Source organism: Serratia sp. CY44782 (assembly GCF_052168715.1).
Classification (GTDB): domain Bacteria; phylum Pseudomonadota; class Gammaproteobacteria; order Enterobacterales; family Enterobacteriaceae; genus Serratia; species Serratia nevei.
This window is the reverse complement of record NZ_JBJNME010000009.1, coordinates 172,645-191,828: the sequence shown is the minus strand read 5'-3', so window position 1 is coordinate 191,828 and position 19,184 is coordinate 172,645. Positions and strand designations below refer to the sequence as shown.

General features: G+C 57.3%; 17 protein-coding genes, 1 tRNA gene and 1 pseudogene. 12 read left to right on the top strand and 7 right to left on the bottom strand.

Going from position 1 to position 19,184, the window contains the following annotated elements; genetic code table 11:
- Positions 1-10: 10 nt before the first annotated feature.
- The 4 genes from xylB to ACJ8HT_RS18395 are packed head-to-tail and all read right to left on the bottom strand — an operon-like array spanning position 11 to position 5,473.
- Positions 11-1,462, bottom strand: a complete 1,452-nt coding sequence (xylB, locus tag ACJ8HT_RS18410; protein WP_197653155.1) for a xylulokinase — start codon at positions 1,460-1,462, stop codon at positions 11-13.
- Between the two features lie 46 nt (positions 1,463-1,508).
- Complete coding sequence (gene xylA / locus ACJ8HT_RS18405; RefSeq protein ID WP_049202583.1) at positions 1,509-2,825, bottom strand: xylose isomerase; 1,317 nt, start codon at positions 2,823-2,825, stop codon at positions 1,509-1,511.
- Positions 2,826-2,837: 12 nt separating this feature from the next.
- The gene (nhaC, locus tag ACJ8HT_RS18400; protein ID WP_049274339.1) at positions 2,838-4,289 is read right to left on the bottom strand and encodes a Na+/H+ antiporter NhaC; all 1,452 of its coding nucleotides are present in this window, start codon (positions 4,287-4,289) and stop codon (positions 2,838-2,840) included.
- Positions 4,290-4,294: 5 nt separating this feature from the next.
- Entirely contained in the window at positions 4,295-5,473 is a 1,179-nt protein-coding gene (locus tag ACJ8HT_RS18395) for a MalY/PatB family protein (RefSeq protein WP_197653154.1), read from the bottom strand.
- A gap of 210 nt (positions 5,474-5,683) precedes the next feature.
- On the opposite strand from ACJ8HT_RS18395, the gene xylR reads away from it, so the two are divergent.
- Positions 5,684-6,862 (top strand): D-xylose utilization transcriptional activator XylR, encoded by a 1,179-nt coding sequence (gene xylR, locus ACJ8HT_RS18390; protein WP_049274343.1) that lies wholly within the window; start codon positions 5,684-5,686, stop codon positions 6,860-6,862.
- Between the two features lie 6 nt (positions 6,863-6,868).
- Here xylR and ACJ8HT_RS18385 read toward each other — a convergent pair whose 3' ends face one another.
- Positions 6,869-7,723 (bottom strand): LysR family transcriptional regulator, encoded by an 855-nt coding sequence (locus ACJ8HT_RS18385; RefSeq protein WP_194571907.1) that lies wholly within the window; start codon positions 7,721-7,723, stop codon positions 6,869-6,871.
- A gap of 126 nt (positions 7,724-7,849) precedes the next feature.
- Here ACJ8HT_RS18385 and ACJ8HT_RS18380 point away from each other — a divergent pair, with 126 nt between their 5' ends.
- From ACJ8HT_RS18380 to ACJ8HT_RS18360, 5 genes and pseudogenes are all read left to right on the top strand, one after another.
- On the top strand, positions 7,850-9,049 hold the full coding sequence (locus ACJ8HT_RS18380) for a cyanate transporter (RefSeq protein WP_194571908.1): 1,200 nt from the start codon (positions 7,850-7,852) through the stop codon (positions 9,047-9,049).
- A 75-nt stretch (positions 9,050-9,124) separates the two neighbouring features.
- The gene (locus ACJ8HT_RS18375) at positions 9,125-10,468 is read left to right on the top strand and encodes an esterase-like activity of phytase family protein (protein ID WP_197653153.1); all 1,344 of its coding nucleotides are present in this window, start codon (positions 9,125-9,127) and stop codon (positions 10,466-10,468) included.
- A gap of 98 nt (positions 10,469-10,566) precedes the next feature.
- Positions 10,567-10,661, top strand: a tRNA-Sec gene (locus tag ACJ8HT_RS18370).
- A 161-nt stretch (positions 10,662-10,822) separates the two neighbouring features.
- Positions 10,823-11,987: pseudogene (locus tag ACJ8HT_RS18365) on the top strand (tyrosine-type recombinase/integrase).
- A gap of 9 nt (positions 11,988-11,996) precedes the next feature.
- Entirely contained in the window at positions 11,997-13,379 is a 1,383-nt protein-coding gene (locus ACJ8HT_RS18360; RefSeq protein WP_197653152.1) for a hypothetical protein, read from the top strand.
- A 252-nt stretch (positions 13,380-13,631) separates the two neighbouring features.
- On the opposite strand, the gene ACJ8HT_RS18355 is transcribed toward ACJ8HT_RS18360, so the two are convergent.
- The gene (locus ACJ8HT_RS18355) at positions 13,632-13,883 is read right to left on the bottom strand and encodes an ogr/Delta-like zinc finger family protein (protein ID WP_085286549.1); all 252 of its coding nucleotides are present in this window, start codon (positions 13,881-13,883) and stop codon (positions 13,632-13,634) included.
- Positions 13,880-14,596, bottom strand: a complete 717-nt coding sequence (locus tag ACJ8HT_RS18350) for a hypothetical protein (protein ID WP_197653151.1) — start codon at positions 14,594-14,596, stop codon at positions 13,880-13,882. Before ACJ8HT_RS18350 ends, ACJ8HT_RS18355 begins: the two co-directional genes overlap by 4 nt.
- 510 nt (positions 14,597-15,106) lie before the next feature.
- Between ACJ8HT_RS18350 and ACJ8HT_RS18345 the strand changes: the two genes are divergently transcribed.
- Genes ACJ8HT_RS18345 through ACJ8HT_RS18320 form a run of 6 tightly spaced genes read left to right on the top strand, consistent with a single transcriptional unit; the run spans position 15,107 to position 19,071 of the window.
- A complete protein-coding gene (locus tag ACJ8HT_RS18345) occupies positions 15,107-15,364 on the top strand; it encodes a helix-turn-helix transcriptional regulator (protein ID WP_197653150.1) in 258 nt (85 codons plus the stop codon).
- Positions 15,361-15,609 (top strand): hypothetical protein, encoded by a 249-nt coding sequence (locus ACJ8HT_RS18340; RefSeq protein ID WP_197653149.1) that lies wholly within the window; start codon positions 15,361-15,363, stop codon positions 15,607-15,609. The genes ACJ8HT_RS18345 and ACJ8HT_RS18340 overlap by 4 nt, the downstream gene beginning before the upstream one ends.
- Before the next feature lie 13 nt (positions 15,610-15,622).
- A complete protein-coding gene (locus ACJ8HT_RS18335; protein ID WP_197653148.1) occupies positions 15,623-16,150 on the top strand; it encodes a host cell division inhibitor Icd-like protein in 528 nt (175 codons plus the stop codon).
- Entirely contained in the window at positions 16,147-16,413 is a 267-nt protein-coding gene (locus tag ACJ8HT_RS18330) for a hypothetical protein (RefSeq protein WP_085286554.1), read from the top strand. The genes ACJ8HT_RS18335 and ACJ8HT_RS18330 overlap by 4 nt, the downstream gene beginning before the upstream one ends.
- Positions 16,400-16,741, top strand: a complete 342-nt coding sequence (locus ACJ8HT_RS18325; protein ID WP_197653147.1) for a DUF5375 family protein — start codon at positions 16,400-16,402, stop codon at positions 16,739-16,741. The genes ACJ8HT_RS18330 and ACJ8HT_RS18325 overlap by 14 nt, the downstream gene beginning before the upstream one ends.
- 14 nt (positions 16,742-16,755) lie before the next feature.
- The gene (locus ACJ8HT_RS18320) at positions 16,756-19,071 is read left to right on the top strand and encodes a primase-helicase zinc-binding domain-containing protein (protein WP_197653146.1); all 2,316 of its coding nucleotides are present in this window, start codon (positions 16,756-16,758) and stop codon (positions 19,069-19,071) included.
- Positions 19,072-19,184: the final 113 nt, after the last annotated feature.

The window sequence follows — 19,184 nt, the reverse complement described above, 5'->3', positions numbered from 1 at the left end:
ATGACCCCCATCACATCAACGGCAGCAGGCAGCGGTACAGCTCGCGGAAAGTGCTGCGTTGTACGGCGTATTGCCGGTGGCGTTCGGCGTCCGGTACATGCAGCTGCTCCAGCGGCAGTTCTGGCAGCAGCTCGGCCAGCGGCCGCTGTGGATTGAGTGCGATCTGCGCCAGGCGCGCGGCACCCAGCGCCGGGCCGACATCGCCGCCGGTACGGTATTCCAGCGTGTAGCCGCTGATGTCCGCCAACATCTGGCGCCAGAACGGGCTGCGTGCGCCACCGCCGATCAGCCGAATGGTGGTGGGTTGCAAACCGCCGGCGTGCAGCGCATCCATGCCGTCGGCGAGCGCGAAGCCAACGCCTTCCAGCACCGCGCGCGCCAGATCGTTTGGCCCGTGTTGGTGAGTGAGCCCCCAGAACGCGCCTTTGGCGTTGGGATTATTATGCGGTGTGCGTTCGCCGGACAGATAAGGCAGGAACCACAGCGGCGCCGCCGCCGGTTCGGCCTGTTCGACGTTGTGCAGCAGCGTGGCGACGCTGTCGACGTTGGTCAGTTGGCAGACCCAATCGAGGCAGGAGGCGGCGCTGAGCGTGACCGACATCAGATGCCAACTGTTCGGCAGCGCATGGCAGAAGCTGTGTACCGCTCCGGCCGGATTGCTGAGAAAGCCGTCGCTGACCGCGAAGTACACGCCGGAGGTGCCGAGCGACAGCATCGCCTGCCCGGCCTGATACAACCCAACGCCAATGGCGCCGGCCGCGTTGTCGCCACCGCCGGCCACCACCGGCACCGGCGGCATTCCCCAGCGTGTTGCCAGCTCGGTATGGATTTGACCGGTGATCTGGTTGCCTTCAAACAGCTGCGGCATCTGGCTGCGGCACAGGCCGCAGGCGGCCAGCAGCTCGTCGTTCCAGTCGCGTCGCGCGACGTCCAGCCACAGGGTGCCGGCCGCATCGGACATGTCGCTGGCGAACTCGCCGGTGAGGCACCAACGCAGATAATCCTTGGGCAACAGCACTTTTTTGATGCGGCTGAACAGCTGCGGTTCGTGTTGTTTCACCCATAGCAGCTTCGGTGCGGTAAAACCGGGCATCATCAGGTTGCCGGTGATCTGGCGTGAATGGGGCACGGCTTGTTCCAGCTCCCGGCACTGGGTGAAGCTGCGGCCGTCGTTCCACAGAATGGCCGGGCGCAGGATCTGCCCGCGTTCGTCCAATAACGTGGCGCCGTGCATCTGGCCGCTCAAGCCGATGGCCTTGACCTGTTGTAGGCTGTGTTGCTTGCCCAACGCCAGCATGGCGCGGTCGGTGGCGTGCCACCACGCCTGTGGTGCCTGTTCCGACCACAGCGGCTGCGGGCGTGAAATGGGCAGCGGCTCACTCTGGCTGGCGAGCAGCTGGCCCTGTTCGCCAAGCAGGATGGCCTTAACGCCGGAAGTGCCGAGATCGATGCCGATGTACATGATAGGGTTCCTTTAAAGCGCGGCGAGGACACGCCGCGCGCTTCAGTTAGCCGAACAGATAGCGATTCATCAGGTTTTCCAGGCGCTCCTGGCGGCCGCTGACGTGTTGTGGCGCCAAGGCGCGGCGTTCAGCGTACTGCGCCAGCGTTTCCAGCGACAGCTTGCCCTGCAAGATTTGTTGGCCCAATTCACCGTTCCAGCCGGCGTAGCGCTGGGCAACCTGCTGGTGCAGCTGACCGTCGACGATCATTTTAGCCGCCACTTTCAATGCCAGCGCCATCGTATCCATCGCGCCGATATGACCATAGAACAGATCGTATTTGTCGGTGCTTTGGCGGCGCACTTTGGCGTCGAAGTTCAGGCCGCCGGTCGTGAAGCCGCCGGCTTTGAGGATCTCGAACATCACCAGCGCGTTTTCCTCCACGCTGTTCGGGAATTGGTCGGTGTCCCAGCCGAGTTGCGGATCGCCGCGGTTGGCGTCGACCGAACCGAAAATGCCCAGCGCGATGGCGGTGGCGATCTCATGATGGAACGAGTGGCCGGCCAGCGTGGCGTGGTTGGCTTCGATGTTGACCTTAATTTCCTTTTCCAGCCCGAACTGCTTCAGGAAGCCGTAGACCGTGGCGACGTCGTAGTCGTATTGGTGCTTGGTAGGCTCCTGGGGCTTGGGTTCGATCAGCAATGTGCCCTGGAAACCAATCTTATGTTTATGCTCCACCACCATCTGCATAAAACGGCCGATCTGTTCGCGCTCCTGGCGCAGATCGGTGTTCAGCAAGGTTTCATAGCCTTCACGTCCCCCCCACAGCACGTAGTTTTCTCCCCCCAGTTGGTGGGTGGCGTTCATGGCGGTGAAGACCTGCGTCGCCGCCCAGGCAAACACTTCCGGATCCGGATTGGTGGCGGCGCCTGCGCCATAGCGCGGGTGGCTGAAGCAGTTGGCGGTGCCCCACAGCAGTTTCACGCCGCTGCTTTGCTGTTTTTCTGCCAGCACGTCGGTCATTGCCGCAAAGTTATTCAGATAGTCCTGTAGCGAAGCGCCTTCCGGCGCAACGTCGACGTCATGGAAGCAGTAGTAGGGCACATTCAGCTTGTGAAAGAACTCGAACGCCACGTCGGCTTTGCGTTTCGCCAGCGCCAACGCATCGCCCGGCTGCTGCCAGGGGCGATCGAAAGCGCCCAGGCCGAACATGTCCGCACCATTCCAGCAGAAGGTGTGCCAGTAGCAGGCGGCGAAGCGCAGATGATCGGCCATGCGTTTGCCGAGCACCAGCTCGTCGGGGTTGTAATGGCGAAAGGCCAGCGGATTGTTGCTGTCGACGCCTTCGTAGCGGACCTGGTCAAGTTGATCAAAGTAGGACATGCGGGGTCTCCCTTATTTTAACGTATCGGCCGTTTGGGCCAGTAACTGAACCTGTTCTTCTTTTGCCAGCCGGGCGATGCCGAAGCCGGTAAATCCCCACAGCGTGGCGAAAAATATCCCGCTCCAGCACAGAATGGCCCAGGGCAGATAACTGAGCGTGGCGACACCCAGGGTGCCCGCCATGTAAGCGCCGGCGGCCGTCCAGGGCAGAATGGGTTCAAAGATGGTGGCGGAATCTTCAACGGTGCGGCTAAGGTTTTTCGGATGCAGACCGCGCTCAATGTAAGCGTTGCGCAGCATTTCAATCGGAATAAGAATCGAGATTTGGCCGTTGCAGGTGACGCTGATCATCGTCAAGCCGCAGGCCAGCGTAGCGAGGATCATGGTGCCGGTGGAGTGCACCAGCTTCAGCAGGTTATGCACGATCACCTCCAATGCCCCGCTGAGCGCCAGGGTGCCGGCAAAGGAGAGCGCGCAGAAGCAGATCAGCAGCGTGCTCATCATGGAGTTCATGCCGCCGCGGTTGAGCAGATTGCTCAACAGCGGGCTGACGTCTTTATTGGGCAACATGGCGACGTTGAAGCCGTCGACGGCGCTTTTCACTACGTCATGGAAAGCGAATCCCTGGATCCAGACGGCGTTCAGCATGGCCACCAATGCCGACACCAGCATCACCGGGATGGTGGGTTTTTTGGTGAAGGAGCCGTACAGCACGATGGCGATCGGCACCAGCAGCAGGAGGTTGAAGTGATAGATAGTGCTGAGCCCGTGAATAATGACCTGCACTTTATCTGGCATTGCCGCGCCGCTGAGATCGCCGTGCATGCCGTAGAACAGCATGACGGCTGCCGAAAGGAGCAGCGATGGCAGCGTGGTGTAGAGCAGGTGGCCGATGTGTTCGTACAAATCGACCTGAGCGGCCATTGCGGCCAGGTTGGTGTCGCCGGACAGCGGCGATAGTTTGTCGCCGAAATAGGCGCCCGCCACCACGGCGCCGGCGGTGGCCGCCAGGTTGGCTTCCATACCGATGGCAACGCCCATAAAGGCAACGCCGACCGTGCCGGCCGAGCCCCAGGAGGTACCGGTACAGACGGAAACCACCGAGGTGACCAACAGAGCGGTAACGTACAGCATCGCCGGATCGATGAGCTTCAGGCCATAATAAATCATCAGCGGAATGGTGCCGCCGGCCATCCAGGTGCCGATTAGCAGGCCAACGCAGATCAGAATCAGTAAGGCGGGCATGGTTTTGGCGATCTTCTGGGAAATCGAGGCCAAAATATCGCTGTAGCTGTGCCCCAGACGTTTGACCAACAGGGCAGCAATCACGGTGGAAAGCACCATCAGCGGTTCAGGCGGCAGATCGAAAGCGGCATAGCCGACGCCGAGCAACAGCACCATGGTGAGGATTGGCAGTAAGGATTCGACCAACGTGGGCGTTCTGGGTTTTATTATGCTGTTCATGGGTACTACTCCTGGTGTGCGTAGGGGAAAGTACTGACAATTCGGTGTAATGCTTCGATCAGCGTGGCCCGGGGCGTAGCGATATTGATACGGAAAAAGCCGTTGCCCGCTGCGCCGAAGCCGGAGCCCCAACTCATTTCGACGCCGGCCAGGTTCAGGAACCAGTGTTTTAGTTGCGGTTCGGTCAGCCCGCTCGGCCGATAATCGACCCAAAGCATGTAGGTGCCTTCGCTGCGGGTGATTTGCCAGGCTGGGAACGCAGCGCGTAAGGTCTCTATCGCCAATGCCCGGTTTGCCGCCAGATAGCTTTTCAGCGCCAGCAACCAGTCATCGCAGTCGCGATAGGCGGCCAAAAAGGCCGGTACGGCGTAATAGCCGGGATTGTGGATCCCGGCAGCTTCGAGGCAATGACAAAATTTTTCGCGATACTTATCATTAGCAATAATAATATTTGCCACCTCAAGGCCGGCCATATTAAACGTCTTGGCGGGAGAGGTGCAGATGAATGAATTTTGTTCGACGTAATGACTGAAAGTGGAAATGACCTGGTGTTGACGATAATTAAAAATGAAATCCGCATGAACGTCGTCGGAAATAATAAAAACCTGATGTTTTTCAGCGAGTGCGGCTATTTTTTCTAATGACGCCGCATCCCATACCGTGCCGGTAGGGTTATGCGGTGATAAGAGAATGAAGCAGCATGCTCGCCGGAATTTGTCCTCAAGATCGGCAAAATCTATGGCGTACCGACCATCGTGATAAACCAGTTCGCTCTCGAGCAACGTTCGCTGGTTTATCGTCACGGCGTGGCTGATTGGATGATAAGCCGGTGTCAGGCTGACGATAGCGTCACCGGGTGCGGTAAAGTTTTGAATGTAAAGCGATACGGCCTGTATCACTCGCGGACAAAATACCGCATGGCGAGGATCTATCGTCCACCGGTAATGGCGTGCCATCCAGCGTGCGACGGTGGTTTGCCAGTCATCGCTGAGCAGCGTGTAACCGTAGATGCCTTTTTGCGTGCATAGTGAAAGCTCGCTTATTATTCTTTCTGGTAAAGGAATATCCATATCGGCAACGGAAAGCGGAATGGTGGCGTATTGCCGCGCGTGCTGTTCACCATTCCACTTTGCGCTGTAGGTTCCCGTGCGAGATATTCGTTTATCGAAATTAAAATGACTCATCACATCGCCCTATTTAACGCATTTCATAATGATGGGGCTAAGGTAGCGCTATTTCAGCGCCACTTTTATTCTGCATTTTGTTTTTACGATTATGAAAAATGCCTAACGTGATGACGCTCACAAATAAGAATGACAATGATCGGGGAATAATGGGGCATGCTGTAACCGAGCGCGATATGGGCGCGGGTGAATGGGTGAATTGAGGCTGGTATGTCTGAGAAACGTTACCGCATTACGTTGCTGTTCAACGCCAATAAAGTGTATGACCGTCAGGTGGTTGAAGGGGTCGGCGAGTATCTGCAGGCATCGCAGTGTGACTGGGACATCTTTATCGAAGAGGACTTTCGCTGCCGCATCGACAATATCCGAGAGTGGCTGGGGGACGGGGTGATCGCCGACTTTGACGATCGCGAGATTGAGCGGCTGTTGCACAACGTGCAGGTGCCGATCGTCGGCGTTGGCGGTTCTTATCATCGCGAGCAGGACTATCCGCCGGTGCACTATATCGCCACCGACAACCAGGCGTTGGTAGAAACGGCGTTTACACACCTCAAGGAGAAGGGCATCAATCGTTTCGCCTTTTACGGCATGCCGATTGAAGGCGGCAAACGCTGGGCGCAGGAGCGTGAGTACGCTTTTCGCCAGAGGGTGGCGGCGGAACAGTACCAGGGCGTGGTGTATCAGGGAATGGCGACCGCACCGGAGAACTGGCAGTATGCCCAGAACCGGCTGGCGGATTGGGTGCAGACGTTGCCGCAGCAGACTGGGATCATCGCGGTGACCGATGCGCGGGCACGCCATCTGTTGCAGGTGTGCGAGCATCTGGACATCGCCGTGCCGGAAAAGCTGTGCGTGATCGGCATCGACAATGAAGAGCTGACGCGTTACCTGTCGCGGGTTGCGCTCTCGTCAGTGGCTCAGGGTACCCGGCAGATGGGCTATCGCGCCGCCAAACTGCTGCATCAGTTGCTCGATCGGCGCGATCTGCCGCTGCAGCGCATTCTGGTGCCGCCGGTGAAGGTGATTGAACGCCGCTCCACCGATTTTCGCTCGCTGCGCGATCCGGCGGTGATTCAGGCAATGCACTATATTCGCCACCATGCCTGCAAGGGCATCAAGGTAGAACAGGTGCTGGATGCGGTGGGCATCTCGCGTTCCAATCTGGAAAAACGCTTCCGGGATGAGACCGGCCAAACCATCCATCATGTGATCCATCAGGAAAAGCTGGACCGCGCCCGTAATCTGCTGACGGCGACTTCGCTGACCATCAACGAAATTTCCCAGATGTGCGGCTATCCGTCGCTGCAGTACTTCTATTCGGTATTCAAAAAGGGCTACGACATGACGCCCAAAGAGTATCGGCAAAACCATGGCGAGAGCGGGTACTAGCCTGGCTCACTTTAACCCGCAAAACGCCGTTAGCCGCTGGGCCAGCGCCAGCGTGGCGGCGGGGGCACCGTCGCGGTAGTAGAGCGCCAGTTCGAAGCTGTCGATCGGCGGCAATCCTTCGGCCACGCCCAGTACCCGGTGCGTGGGCAGACGGCAGCCGGCCGGCAGCAGGGTGACGCCCAGCCCGGCGGCGGAAGCGGCGGTCAGCGCCGCCAGGCTGGCGCTGCTGTAGCCGATGCGCCAGCGTTTGCCGAGGTTGTCGAGCGCCTGGCACAGCTCGTCGCGGTACAGGCCGCTCAGCGGGAACACCGCCAGCGGCACCGGCGATTGCTCGATGGCCGGGAAGGCCAGGCTGTCCAGCCACAGCAGTGGTTCCGGCCGCGCGGCGCGCGGCGGTTGCTGGCGGCGCTGCTTCACCAGGATCAGATCCAGCTCTTCACGCGCGTAGGCGCTGTGCAGATCGGCGCTCAGGCCGCTGGCGACGTCCAGCCGCAGGTGCGGGTGCTCGCGGCTGAAGTCGGCCAGCAGCTCGGTGGTGGGTACGGCGAAATCCTCCGGCATGCCGATCCGCAGCACGCCGTCGCGCCAGATGCCGGTCAGCGCGTCGTGGGCTTCTTCATTCAGCGCGATGATGCGGCGCGCGTAGCTCAATAGCTTCACGCCTTCTTCGGTCAGCAGCACCTGATGCGAGGAGCGCTCAAACAGCGGCTTGCCCAGCATCTCTTCCAGCCGGCGCACCTGCTGGCTAACAGTGGACTGCGACAAAAACACCCGCTCTGCGGCGCGGGTGAAGCTGTTGCTGTCGCATACGGCGACGAAGCTGAGCAGCAGCTGCGGATTGAACATCGGGTAGCGATTCATTTTCCCACTGTTGGCTATTTTATTATTTAATTTCCCAATACTAGCGGCGTTGCCTACAGTAACGCAACGCTGCGGCGATCGCGCTGTGACGCCGCACTCTTCATTTTGCAGTACCAGGAATATATCGTGTTAAATCATTCTGTTAATTCATCCTCCTCGCGCCGCTGGTTCAACCCCCTGCTGCTGGCGCTGGTGTTGATCGGCCTGAACATGCGGCCGCTGTTGACCTCGATCGGCCCGTTGCTGCCGACGCTACGCCAGGCCACCGGGCTGAGCTTTGGCGGCGCGGCGCTGCTGACCACGCTGCCGGTGCTGATGATGGGCCTGATGGCGTTGGCGGGTGGCGCCATCAATCGGCTGTTCAGCGAACGCAGCGCCGTGGCGTTAAGTTTGTTGGCGATCGGGCTGGGCGCGCTCTGGCGCGAACTGGCCCCCGGCAGCGTGCAGCTGCTGATGAGCGCGGTGCTGGGTGGGCTCGGCATCGGGGTGATCCAGGCGGTCATGCCCGGCATCATCAAGCATCATTTCCTCAAAAGCATGGCGCTGGTGGCCGGGCTGTGGTCGGCGGCGCTGATGGGTGGCGGCGGGTTGGGCGCGGCGATCACCCCGTGGTTGATGAGTGTGGGGCACGACTGGCACAGCGCGCTGGCCTGGTGGGCATTGCCGGCGCTGGTGGCGTTGCTGGCCTGGTGGCCGGTCAGCCGCGGGCTGTCTCGCCTGAGCGCGGCGGGTGAAAACCGCGGGCCAAGCCTGCTGCGCAACCGGCGCGCCTGGCTGCTCGGCGCCTATTTCGGCCTGATCAACGGCGGCTATACCAGCCTGATTGCGTGGCTGCCGCCGTATTACATGCAGCTCGGTTGGCAGCCGCAGGCCAGCGGTTCGCTGTTGGCGCTGATGACCTTCGGCCAGGTCGTGGGCGCGCTGCTGCTGCCGGCGCTGGCGCGCAATCATGACCGGCGGCCGCTGCTGCTGCTGGCGCTGATGATGCAATTGATCGGCTTTATCGGCCTGATTTACCTGCCGCAGACGCTGCCGTGGCTGTGGGTACTGCTCTCCGGGCTGGGGCTGGGCGGCGCGTTCCCGCTGTGCCTGGTGCTGGCGCTCGATCACCTGCACCAGCCGGCGGCGGCCGGGCGACTGGTGGCCTTTATGCAGGGCGTCGGCTTCCTGCTGGCGGGCGTGACGCCCTACCTTTCCGGCCTGCTGCGCGACTACAGCGGCGGCTTCGTGCTGGACTGGCAGATCCACGCGCTGCTGGTGGTGGTGCTGATCGCCATCACCTGGCGCTTCCATCCGCACAGCTACCGGCGGGCGTTCGCCGAATAATATTTCTGTCATTGCCGCTCCCTATAGTGACGTTGCTTTTACTTCTGGGCGATAACAACGAAAAGGGACAATGACATGCACAACACCAAAACCCGGCTGGCGCTGCTGGTCGGCTGCATGGCGCTGAGCGCCAACCTGTGGGCCGACGCGCAGCCGGTGCAGGCGACGCTGGCCGGGCATGCGCTGCTGCCGGTGAAATCCGCCGTTTCCACACCGAAAGACGCGCCGAGCGATCTGCAGCAGAGCGGTAAGTACACCAGCGGCAAACGCGTCACCGAGCTGGGCAGCGTGGCGGGCAAATCCGCCGATCGCCTGACCGGCCTCGGCTTGCCGATCGACGGCCAGCCGCTGCAGGGCCACTCCGGCATCAAACACATGCCCGACGGCACCTACTGGGTGCTGACCGACAACGGCTTCGGCAGCAAGGCCAACTCGCCGGACGCCATGCTGTATCTCAATCACTATAAGATCGATTTCAAAGACGGCACGGTCGCGCCGCTGAAGACGGTGTTCCTGCACGATCCGGATAAAAAGGTGCCGTTCCATATCATCAACGAGAGCACCGAGAAGCGTTATCTGACCGGCAGCGATTTCGATCCGGAAAGCTTCCAGTTTGCCGACGATGCCTTATGGATCGGCGAAGAGTTTGGGCCTTACCTGATCAAGGCCGACCTGAACGGTAAAGTGCTGGCGGTGTTCGACACCCAGGTGGACGGCAAGGTGGTGAAATCGCCGGACAACCCGACGCTGACCCTGCCGGGCGCGCCGGATGGCAAGCAGAACTTCCAGGTGGCGCGCTCCAAAGGCTTTGAAGGTATGGCCGCCTCGCCGGACGGCAGCAAGCTGTACCCGCTGCTGGAAGGGGCGCTGTGGGACGGCGAGCAGTTCGAGAACGTCGGCGGCAAACGCTACCTGCGGGTGCTGGAGTTCGACGTGAAACAGCAGGCCTGGACCGGCCGCAGCTGGCAGTACGTGCTGGAAGACAACCAGAACGCCATCGGCGACTTCAACATGGTCGACGCCACCCACGGGCTGGTGATCGAGCGCGACAACGGCGAAGGCACGCCGGATAAAGCCTGCGCCGCCGGTGCGCCGACCGACAACTGCTTCAGCCAGGTAGCCAAGTTCAAACGGGTGTATAAAATCGCCTTCTCGGACGCCAACGTCGGCAAACCGGTCGAGAAACTGGCCTATATCGACCTGATGAACATTCAGGATCCGAACAAGCTGGCGCGCAAGCCGCTGAACGACGGCGTGCTGACCTTCCCGTTCTTCACCATCGAGAACGTGGACGTGGTGGACGCCAACCACATCATCGTCGGCAACGACAACAACTTCCCGTTCTCCTCCAGCCGCCAGCCCAATATGGCGGATGACAACGAGTTCATCCTGCTGGACGTGAAGGATTTCCTGAAGTAGCGCTCCCCGGCCGCCGAATCGCCGGCGGCCGCCATTTCCCGCTTAGCGCAGCGAACAAACTGCGCTATAATCAGCGCCTTGCTTCTTCTCTTCTCCAAGGAAGATCCTCGTCCCCGGTGGGGCGGCCGGACTTCAAATCCGGTTGGGGCCGCCAGCGGTCCTGGGCAGGTTCGACTCCTGTGATCTTCCGCCAAAGTTCCTCCGCCACCATCCAAGAACGTCTAAAAATTCCTTATTTTCAATATAGTTAGTAAACCACACATCCGTAACCGTCCGACAAGTTCTCCCTGAATCCGTAAAAAATATGTATAGTAATGTGTATAGATTTTTTATACACATTTTTGACTTATACACATGCCACTAACAGACATACAAATTAAACGCGCAAAGCCCCAAGACAAGCCCTACACATTGAACGATGGACAAGGCCTATCACTACTCATCAATCCAGACGGCTCAAAGGGCTGGCGCTTTCGCTTTCGTTTTGCCGGCAAAGCACGGCTAATGTCATTTGGCAGCTATGACCTTGTGACCCTCGCAGAAGCACGTGAGAAACGCGATACAGCTCGTAAGCAGGTAGCAAACGGCATAGACCCAGTTGAAGAACGTAAAGCCCAAAAGCTGGCACAGCAGCTCTCAACAGAAAACTCATTCGAAGCCATATGCCGGGAGTGGCATTCAAATAAAGCCGATCGCTGGACAGTGGCCTACCGTGAAGAAATCATTAAGACATTTGAGCAAGATGTTTTCCCCTACATTGGTAAGCGGCCTATCAGTGAGATAAAACCTCTGGAACTGCTTGAGGTGCTACGACGAATAGAGAAGCGTGGTGTATTAGAGAAAACACGTAAGGTGCGTCAGAGGTGCGGTGAGGTCTATCGCTACGCAATTATCACTGGCCGCGCTGAATACAACCCAGCACCTGATTTGGCAATAGCTTTGGCCGTTCCGAAGCAAAACATCATCCATTTCTATCTGCCGAGGAATTGCCTCATTTTATTCGGGATCTCGAAGCGTATACCGGTAGCATCATCACCAAAAATGCTACGAAGATAGTCATGCTGACTGGTGTAAGAACGCAAGAGATGCGCTTTGCTACGTGGGAAGAAGTAGACCTAGAAAAAGGTGTATGGGAGATACCAGCGCAACGTATGAAAATGCGCAGACCTCACATTGTGCCTCTATCTACTCAGGTAATTGATCTTTTCAAGCAGCTTAAGCCTATTACTGGCTATTATCCCTACATTTTTATTGGCAGGAATAACCGTAGTAAACCGCTTTCAAAAGAAAGCGTATCACAGGTGATCGAATTACTTGGCTATAAAGGACGTGCTACCGGTCACGGTTTTAGGCATACAATGTCGACAATTTTGCATGAACAAGGTTTTGATAGTGCATGGATTGAGATGCAGTTAGCACATGTTGATAAAAACTCTATTAGAGGAGTTTATAATCATGCGCAATATTTTGAACAAAGAAAAAAATGATGCAATCATACAGCGATTACTTATACCCCTAGGAATAATAAATGAGCGACTTTGAAATCAACGGAAAACTTGTATATTTTTTAGATATTCTTGAGAGTATTGAGGATGCTTTACCATCTTTAAAAAAGAATCTTCTTGACGAATTCAACAATAAGAAAGCTGAGTGTGAAAGTTTTATTGAGGCTCATGCTAAAGAAATCGAAAGAAAGGAAGATGGAAAAATATCAAGTTTTTTAATGCATAGGAGTAAGACACCTGAGCTAAGAAAACTTCGTAAAGAAAGAGATAAATCAAGAAAGTTACTTCTTGTTATCCCTACTAATTTCTTGGTGGCAATTGTTAGTGAATATGATGCCTTTATTGGAGATCTTATTCGAGAAATATACAAGAATAAACCAGAAAAAGTTAATAGTTTAGAGAAGGAGTTTACATTTAAGGAGATAATTGAATTTGGGAGCATGGAATCAATTAAGGATTTTGTGATTGAAAAAGATATTGAAACTACTTTGAGAAAAAGCCATCTTGAACAGTTAAATGCCCTAGAACGAAAGTTTACTATAGACCTTACAAAAGACCTGCCTTTACTCCCTGATTTTATTGAAATAACCGAACGGCGAAACTTATTTGTTCATTGTAAGGGTATAGTTTCATCCCAATATATAAAAAACTGTTCTGAAAACGGTGTCAAACTCAATGACCTGAAGATTGGCAATAGATTATATGCAACAAATAGTTATATACTTCATGCAATAGATGTATTTTCTGAGCTGGCGATCAAACTTACGCATGTACTTTGGAATAAAGTTTTTAAAGAGGATTCAGAAAAAATAGGTGATAGCATACATGATATATCTTATGAACTGCTATCCAGAAAAAAGTATGAGCTATTAAACTCACTGTCCCCACTATTTCTATCAAAACCTTTTAGTTCAATCGGTGAAGTTACGAGACGAGCTCTACTAGTAAACCATTGCATCGCTTTAATAGAAAGAGGCCAGAAAGATGCCTCAGATAAGCTTCTTGATAGTTATGATTGGTCTGCATCTAGTCCAATTTTACAAATGGCTGAAAGAATTCTTAAAGAGGATTATAAAAGGTCCACGATGTATATGAAGCAGGCGTATCAAATGGATGTTCTTAAGAAAGAACACATTGATCAATGGCCATTATTTATGCATTTCAAGAGTAGCGATGAATTCAAAAGTCTTTATGATGAACTATTTGGTAAGGACGAAACTATCAATGTGACAATAAGTGAAGAGGACATTCAATCGAAGGAAGCTGAAGCTGAAGCTGAAGCACAAGTACAGGCACAAGCGACTTTAGAGGCGGAAGGGGTAGAGGATGGGCAGCAGACGGAAACTACATCAGTATCACAACCTGTAGCCCAAACTGAGTCTGAAATAGATAATAAACAATCTTAGCTGCAATTGCGCGCAATGCTATCCCCCCCTCGCCTGCCCGCTTTGTGCACCGCTTTTGATGCAGTTGCATGATGCGAGCCGGGCCGCGCCCGGTATGGCCTGAACGGGGGAAAGCAGTGCATGATTTTGCATGCAGATTCATGCACGCTATGCATGCACTGCTCTTTACAAAGCGGCTGGCCAGAAAAAGGGCTTCAGAAAAACAAAGGACAGGCACAAAAAAGCCGCTGGTCAGGCAGCGGCTGTGCGGGGTTAATGAACCTGGCGGAATGAAGAACCGTAACGGCCCAGCGTCTGGCGTTCCTTTACCGGCTCCGGCGGTGCTGCCAGTTTTGTTTCCGGCTGTGGTGGGGCGGTGATGACTTTGGTGATGCTCTCATTCGTCTTGAAGGTGCAGGAACAGTCCAGGTTAGTGCACTGGTGATAACGCTCTTTCACCTGTTCGGACATATAGCGGCTCGATTTGGTGTGTGCCGCGCTTCTGCAGTAAGGGCAGTGCATCATTTCTGGCTGTCCTCCTGCAATGCCGCACGTTCCTGCTGTAATGCCTTTACAAACTTCATGCGGTAAGCAGGGTTGCCATACAGCTTCATATCAATCCCCGTCAGCGCCGGACGATGCAGGCCGATAATCTCCAGCAGCGGAGCATCTTTCAATACACTGTCCGGCAGAGCCGCCGCTGCCCGCGTCAGCGCATCACCGACCAGACCGGCCACGTCCTTAATCCGGTCCCGATCATCACCGGCAAACGTCGGGGAAAGTTCTTCACGACGGAGACGCAGCTTAATGGCCCACAGCAGTGACGGACTCACGTTACGCAGGGCCGACTGCCAGTGCGCATCCGCAAATCCGGTAAACGCCTCGCGGTGTGATTCCACGTACTCTTTGCCACTGCCGCAGCATTTAAGCATCGCCTCCTGCTTATCGAGCGCCAGCTCTTTCAGCAGCCCGCCAAACTCATCGGCCAGCTCGCGGCTGGCGATGCGCTGAGAATGTTCGGCGCGCAGCTCGTCAGTGAGATTGCCGCGCAGGTTACGGAAGCGCGTGCGCCAGTGGCTCTCGGCCTCTTTTCCTGCCTCAATGGCCGCCTGCTGCTCTTTCTCACAGCGGGCGATATCGGCGCAGATGCCGTTATAGGTCTTCATTCTTTCCGTATGTTCAGCGCGGGCTTTCTCGAAGCGCACCAGTGAGGCAGGTTTCTGTTCCGGGATGGTCATGGTGGTCTCTCATCGTCTGTAAAGGATGAGGCCATTCTGTCGTGTACCACAGGACAACGCATTTCATTGCTTCCCGCCTGTCGATGAGCAGACAAGGGCAGAACCGGTGCGGGACGACTCCTTAACAGATTATATTTCTTACATAACTGTTCACTAGTATTCACTGAGATAAAAAAGATAATAAATACAGTAAGTAAAGCAGTGAACACTTTAGTTTAAAGTCTTCACTGAGTGTTCACCGGTGTTCACACCTTTCATAAACAGGCCTTTTTCTGGCGAGCGAACCTTCATTGTTTTTAGCTATTAATTAACAATTATTAATTGATACTTAAATCAAATGTCCCTTTAAAGGCTAACAGAGGCTAATAGAGGCCAATAGAAAACGAAGCGCTTGCTTTTTGACCAATCTCATCTTGTTTACATGAGTAAAAATATTCTCACAATAGCGGGTTACCTGAAGACACCACCGTAACCGGACAGCTCCGACCGGACTCATAATGAGGTAACACCATGCACGCAGTTTCATCCGTACCGGCCCCCGCCATCCCCGTAATCCGCGATGCCGTTTTCCCCCGCGACCGCTTTATGCGCCTGCCGGAAGTCATCAGCACCTGTGGCCTGTCACGCTCGACCATTTACGACTTAATCAGCCGTGAGCAGTTCCCCTCACAGATTTCCCTCGGCGGTAAAAACGTCGCCTGGCTGGCGTCAGAGATTGACGGCTGGATGCAGGCCCGCATCGCCCAGCGCCCCGGTGGTGCAGCATGATTACGCTGAATTTCGGCACTAAAACTTACCCCCTCACCCGCGCAGAAGCCGCCTTTGTCGCGGAAAGCCTGACGGCAGCCGTCAGCGGCAAACCCGCCCCGGCACCGGCTTTTACCAGCGGGATGCACGGCCATATCTCCGTTCTGAGTCAGAAAGCGAAGCCTGCAAAGCGAAGCGCAAAGAAAGAGGACGGTGAATTCCGATCAAATCCGCCGCAATCCGATCACGTCCTGACCGATTGCTGAGGAAAACGCCCCGATGTGTGAAAAAAGGCTTTCCTCTGGCGAGCGACCGTTATACAGTTTTCGCGCTGCCGCAAAATCGGCAGCCGGGATTTGCAGCCCGTGTAACTCAATGGCGACACCACACGCGCCACGCGTGTTTTTTTGTGTCATTGCTCTGGCATACCCATTTTTCGGGCTGTGGTTCTTAGACCGCAGCCGCCGTCAAATAATGGTGGCCCGGGCGGGGCAGCCTTCGGGCTGGCCGGTATCCATTGAGGCCGGTACTGCAAACCCCGTTCGGGCCACCACCCATGAGATTTGCAGCTCCGGTGGTGGCGTTAACCGCTACTCGATGGAGATTGTCCTCATGACAACGGCCCTTACTGCCGCTCACCCCGAATTCACCTTTATTTTTGCCGCCGTGCGCCGCACCGATGCCGCCGCACGTCCCTGTATGCTGCGCACCGTGGCAGGCGATGAGCGCAGCGCCCGCGCCAGCCTCGCCCGCGATTACGTCCTGTCCTTTGCTGGTCGTCTGCCGGTTAAGGCGGTGGCCGCATGAACACCCTTGCAAAACGCCTGAATAACAGTGACACCTACCTCATTCCTCACGCTGACTACCTGCGCCTGCTGCACGCGCACACGGTCGGCGTGACCGTGCTCGATATGTTCGACACGGTGAACTGCCTGAGCGCGCGCGGCTGCGTGCCGGATGGCGCGGCGCTGGCCTCGGTCGTCGCCCTGCTCACCGACCAGCTCGGTAAAGTCGTTGAAACCTGTGAATCCCGCATGTTCGCCACGGAGGCCCGCCATGATGACCGATAATCACTCGTGCCTGCCCGTTGAGGTACGCACCGCCGTTTACCGCCGCGCGCTGGCGCAGGGCTACCTGAATGCCTGCAAAAACCTCGGCATTACCGTATCCGCCACGCTCGATGAGTTGCAGATGACGATTGCCCTTGAGCTGGAAGGCTTCTATGTGCGCCGTCACGGCCCCGATGCGGGCATGGAGATGGCCTGCACCATGCTGGGCGATATGGTCGAGCCTGACCTGCTGACCGCGCCGCCGCGCCTGACGCAGCTCGGCGTCACCATGATGGATGAGCTGTTCCGCAGCCAGCTTGCGACCGCCAGCCGCACCACGCTGCACTGAGGGAGGATGCGCACATGAAACATATCGTCTCTGCCACCGTAAAGGCGGCCACCGGACTGTGGCCGCAGCTTCTGCCCGCCCTCGGCATCAGCGTGCACGCCGGGGGGCGACACGGTGCCTGCCCGGTTTGTGGCGGCAAAGACCGCTTCCGCTTTGACAATCAGGGCGGTCGCGGAACCTGGCTGTGTAACCAGTGCGGGGCCGGTGACGGCCTCAACCTGGTGGAAAAGGCGCTTGACGTCAGTGCTAAAGAGGCTGCCGTGAAGGTGGCCGGGATGCTCGGCACGCTGCCGGAGTCCGCCCCGGTGATGCCTGATGAAGCCACCGACCGAACCCGCGCGCAGGCCGATGCCGCCGCACGGGCGCAGGTACTCATCGCCGCCGCCGTCAGCCGCACGGACAACGCCTACCTTTCAGCGAAAGGGCTGCACGGCACGCAGGCGCTGACGCTTTCTGATGCGCTGCGCTGTGGCGGCATCCGCTTTGCCGCCGGGGATGTACTTATCCCGCTGACCGGTGAAGACGGCACGGCCGTTAACGTGCAGCTCATCAGCGCCGCAGGCGACAAGCGCACCCTGCCCGGCGGGCAGGTAAAAGGCACCTACTGGCTGGCAGGCGAGCCGGACGGCAAAACGCTGTGGCTCACTGAAGGATATGCCACCGGCCTGACCGTGCACCGGCTGACCGGCCAGGCGGTTTACGTGGCGCTGAGCGCCAACAACCTGCCCGCGCTGGCGAAACGGCTGCGTGATTCACATCCTGATGCGATGATGCTGATTGCTGCCGACCGTGACGACAACGGCACCGGCCAGTTAAAGGCAGAGGAAGCGGCTAAAGCCTGTGGCGGGAAAGCCGCCCTGCCGCCGGTTGCGGGTGACTGGAACGACGTGTGGCAGGCGCAGGGCGATTTCGCCACGCTGGCGCAGCTCACCGACTTCACGCAGCCGCAGCCGCTCAGCCCGTTTGAATCCGTCAGCGAGGCTGACCTGAAAGCAATGAGCGCCAGCCAGAAAGCTGAGCTGCTGGTCGCCCATTACGGAGAGGCGCTGGCCGTGCCGCCGGTCGGGGAGGAAATCTGCCGCTATGAGAACGGCGCATGGCAGGTGATAGAGACGAAGACGCTGCGCCGGGAAATCGCCGCGCTGTTTCAGAAAGTGCGTGCCCCGTTCTCCGCTGCCGGTATCGGCAGCGTGCTGGACACGCTCAAGCTGATGGTGCCGCAAATGGGCGAACCGTCCCGCCGCCTGATTGGCTTCCGTAACGGCGTGTTTGATACCGCTACCGGCACGTTCAGCCCGCATCGCCGCGAGCACTGGCTGCGCACCGTCAACAGCGTGGACTACACCGCCCCGCGTCCAGGTGAGAACCTCGCAGACCACGCCCCGGCTTTCTGGCACTGGTTAACGCGGGCAGCCGGACATAATCACGACAAGCAGGAGCGCATCCTCGCGGCGTTATTTATGGTGCTGGCAAACCGCTACGACTGGCAGATGTTTCTTGAGGTGACCGGCCCCGGTGGAAGCGGAAAAAGCGTATTAGCCTCGATCGCCACGCTGCTCGCTGGCCGCGATAACACAACGTCCGCCACAATCGACACGCTGGAATCTTCGCGCGAACGCGCCAGTGTGGTGGGCTTCTCGCTGATTATCCTGCCTGACCAGGAGAAATGGAGCGGCGACGGCGCGGGCATCAAGGCGATTACCGGCGGCGATGCGGTGGCAATCGACCCGAAATACCGTGACGCCTACTCGGCACACATCCCGGCGGTGATTCTGGCGGTGAACAACAACCCGATGCGCTTCAGCGACCGCAGCGGCGGCGTGTCGCGCCGCCGGGTAATCCTGACGTTCCCGGAGGTGATACCGGCAAAGGAGCGTGACCCGCAGCTGCTGGACAAAATCAGCACCGAACTGGCCGTTATCGTGCGCCACCTGATGCAGCGCTTCAGTCAGCCGGAGGAGGCCCGCGCGCTGTTACAGGCGCAGCAGTCGTCCGGCGAGGCGCTGGAGATCAAACGCCAGGCTGACCCGCTGGTTGATTTCTGCGCCTACCTGATGCCGATAAGCACCGCGACCGGCCTGTTTATGGGTAACGCCAATATCCGCCCGCTGAACCCGAAGCGTTACCTCTATCATGCCTACCTGTCGTTTATGGAGTCACGCGGCCATCAGCACCCGCTGAGCCTGACCGCGTTCGGCCAGGCGGTTCCGCAGACGCTGAAAGAGTATGAGCGCACCCTGCTGAAGCGCAGGACCAATAACGGCGTCCAGACCAATCTCACGCTGCACGAGGACAGCGAGGCCGACTGGCTGCCCGCGTGTAGTCAGTAAACCCCGCAGTAAACGAACCGGCTCAGGCCGGTTTTTTTACGTTTCAGCCCGGAGTGATCACTTCATATGAACACAAGTGTACACGCAGCCCTTAGCTCTTCACCGTATAACTA

Excerpts from the sequence above, each read along its gene's own strand:
- ACJ8HT_RS18330 (WP_085286554.1), top strand. The coding sequence starts at position 16,147 with ATGAACACCCTTGCAAAACGCCTGAATAACAGTGACACCTACCTCATT.
- ACJ8HT_RS18385 (WP_194571907.1), bottom strand. The coding sequence starts at position 7,723 with ATGAATCGCTACCCGATGTTCAATCCGCAGCTGCTGCTCAGCTTCGTC.
- ACJ8HT_RS18350 (WP_197653151.1), bottom strand. The coding sequence starts at position 14,596 with ATGACCATCCCGGAACAGAAACCTGCCTCACTGGTGCGCTTCGAGAAA.
- ACJ8HT_RS18320 (WP_197653146.1), top strand. The coding sequence starts at position 16,756 with ATGAAACATATCGTCTCTGCCACCGTAAAGGCGGCCACCGGACTGTGG.
- nhaC (WP_049274339.1), bottom strand. The coding sequence starts at position 4,289 with ATGAACAGCATAATAAAACCCAGAACGCCCACGTTGGTCGAATCCTTA.
- ACJ8HT_RS18355 (WP_085286549.1), bottom strand. The coding sequence starts at position 13,883 with ATGATGCACTGCCCTTACTGCAGAAGCGCGGCACACACCAAATCGAGC.
- xylB (WP_197653155.1), bottom strand. The coding sequence starts at position 1,462 with ATGTACATCGGCATCGATCTCGGCACTTCCGGCGTTAAGGCCATCCTG.
- ACJ8HT_RS18360 (WP_197653152.1), top strand. The coding sequence starts at position 11,997 with ATGAGCGACTTTGAAATCAACGGAAAACTTGTATATTTTTTAGATATT.
- ACJ8HT_RS18335 (WP_197653148.1), top strand. The coding sequence starts at position 15,623 with ATGTGTGAAAAAAGGCTTTCCTCTGGCGAGCGACCGTTATACAGTTTT.
- ACJ8HT_RS18395 (WP_197653154.1), bottom strand. The coding sequence starts at position 5,473 with ATGAGTCATTTTAATTTCGATAAACGAATATCTCGCACGGGAACCTAC.
- xylA (WP_049202583.1), bottom strand. The coding sequence starts at position 2,825 with ATGTCCTACTTTGATCAACTTGACCAGGTCCGCTACGAAGGCGTCGAC.
- xylR (WP_049274343.1), top strand. The coding sequence starts at position 5,684 with ATGTCTGAGAAACGTTACCGCATTACGTTGCTGTTCAACGCCAATAAA.
- ACJ8HT_RS18375 (WP_197653153.1), top strand. The coding sequence starts at position 9,125 with ATGCACAACACCAAAACCCGGCTGGCGCTGCTGGTCGGCTGCATGGCG.
- ACJ8HT_RS18345 (WP_197653150.1), top strand. The coding sequence starts at position 15,107 with ATGCACGCAGTTTCATCCGTACCGGCCCCCGCCATCCCCGTAATCCGC.
- ACJ8HT_RS18325 (WP_197653147.1), top strand. The coding sequence starts at position 16,400 with ATGATGACCGATAATCACTCGTGCCTGCCCGTTGAGGTACGCACCGCC.
- ACJ8HT_RS18340 (WP_197653149.1), top strand. The coding sequence starts at position 15,361 with ATGATTACGCTGAATTTCGGCACTAAAACTTACCCCCTCACCCGCGCA.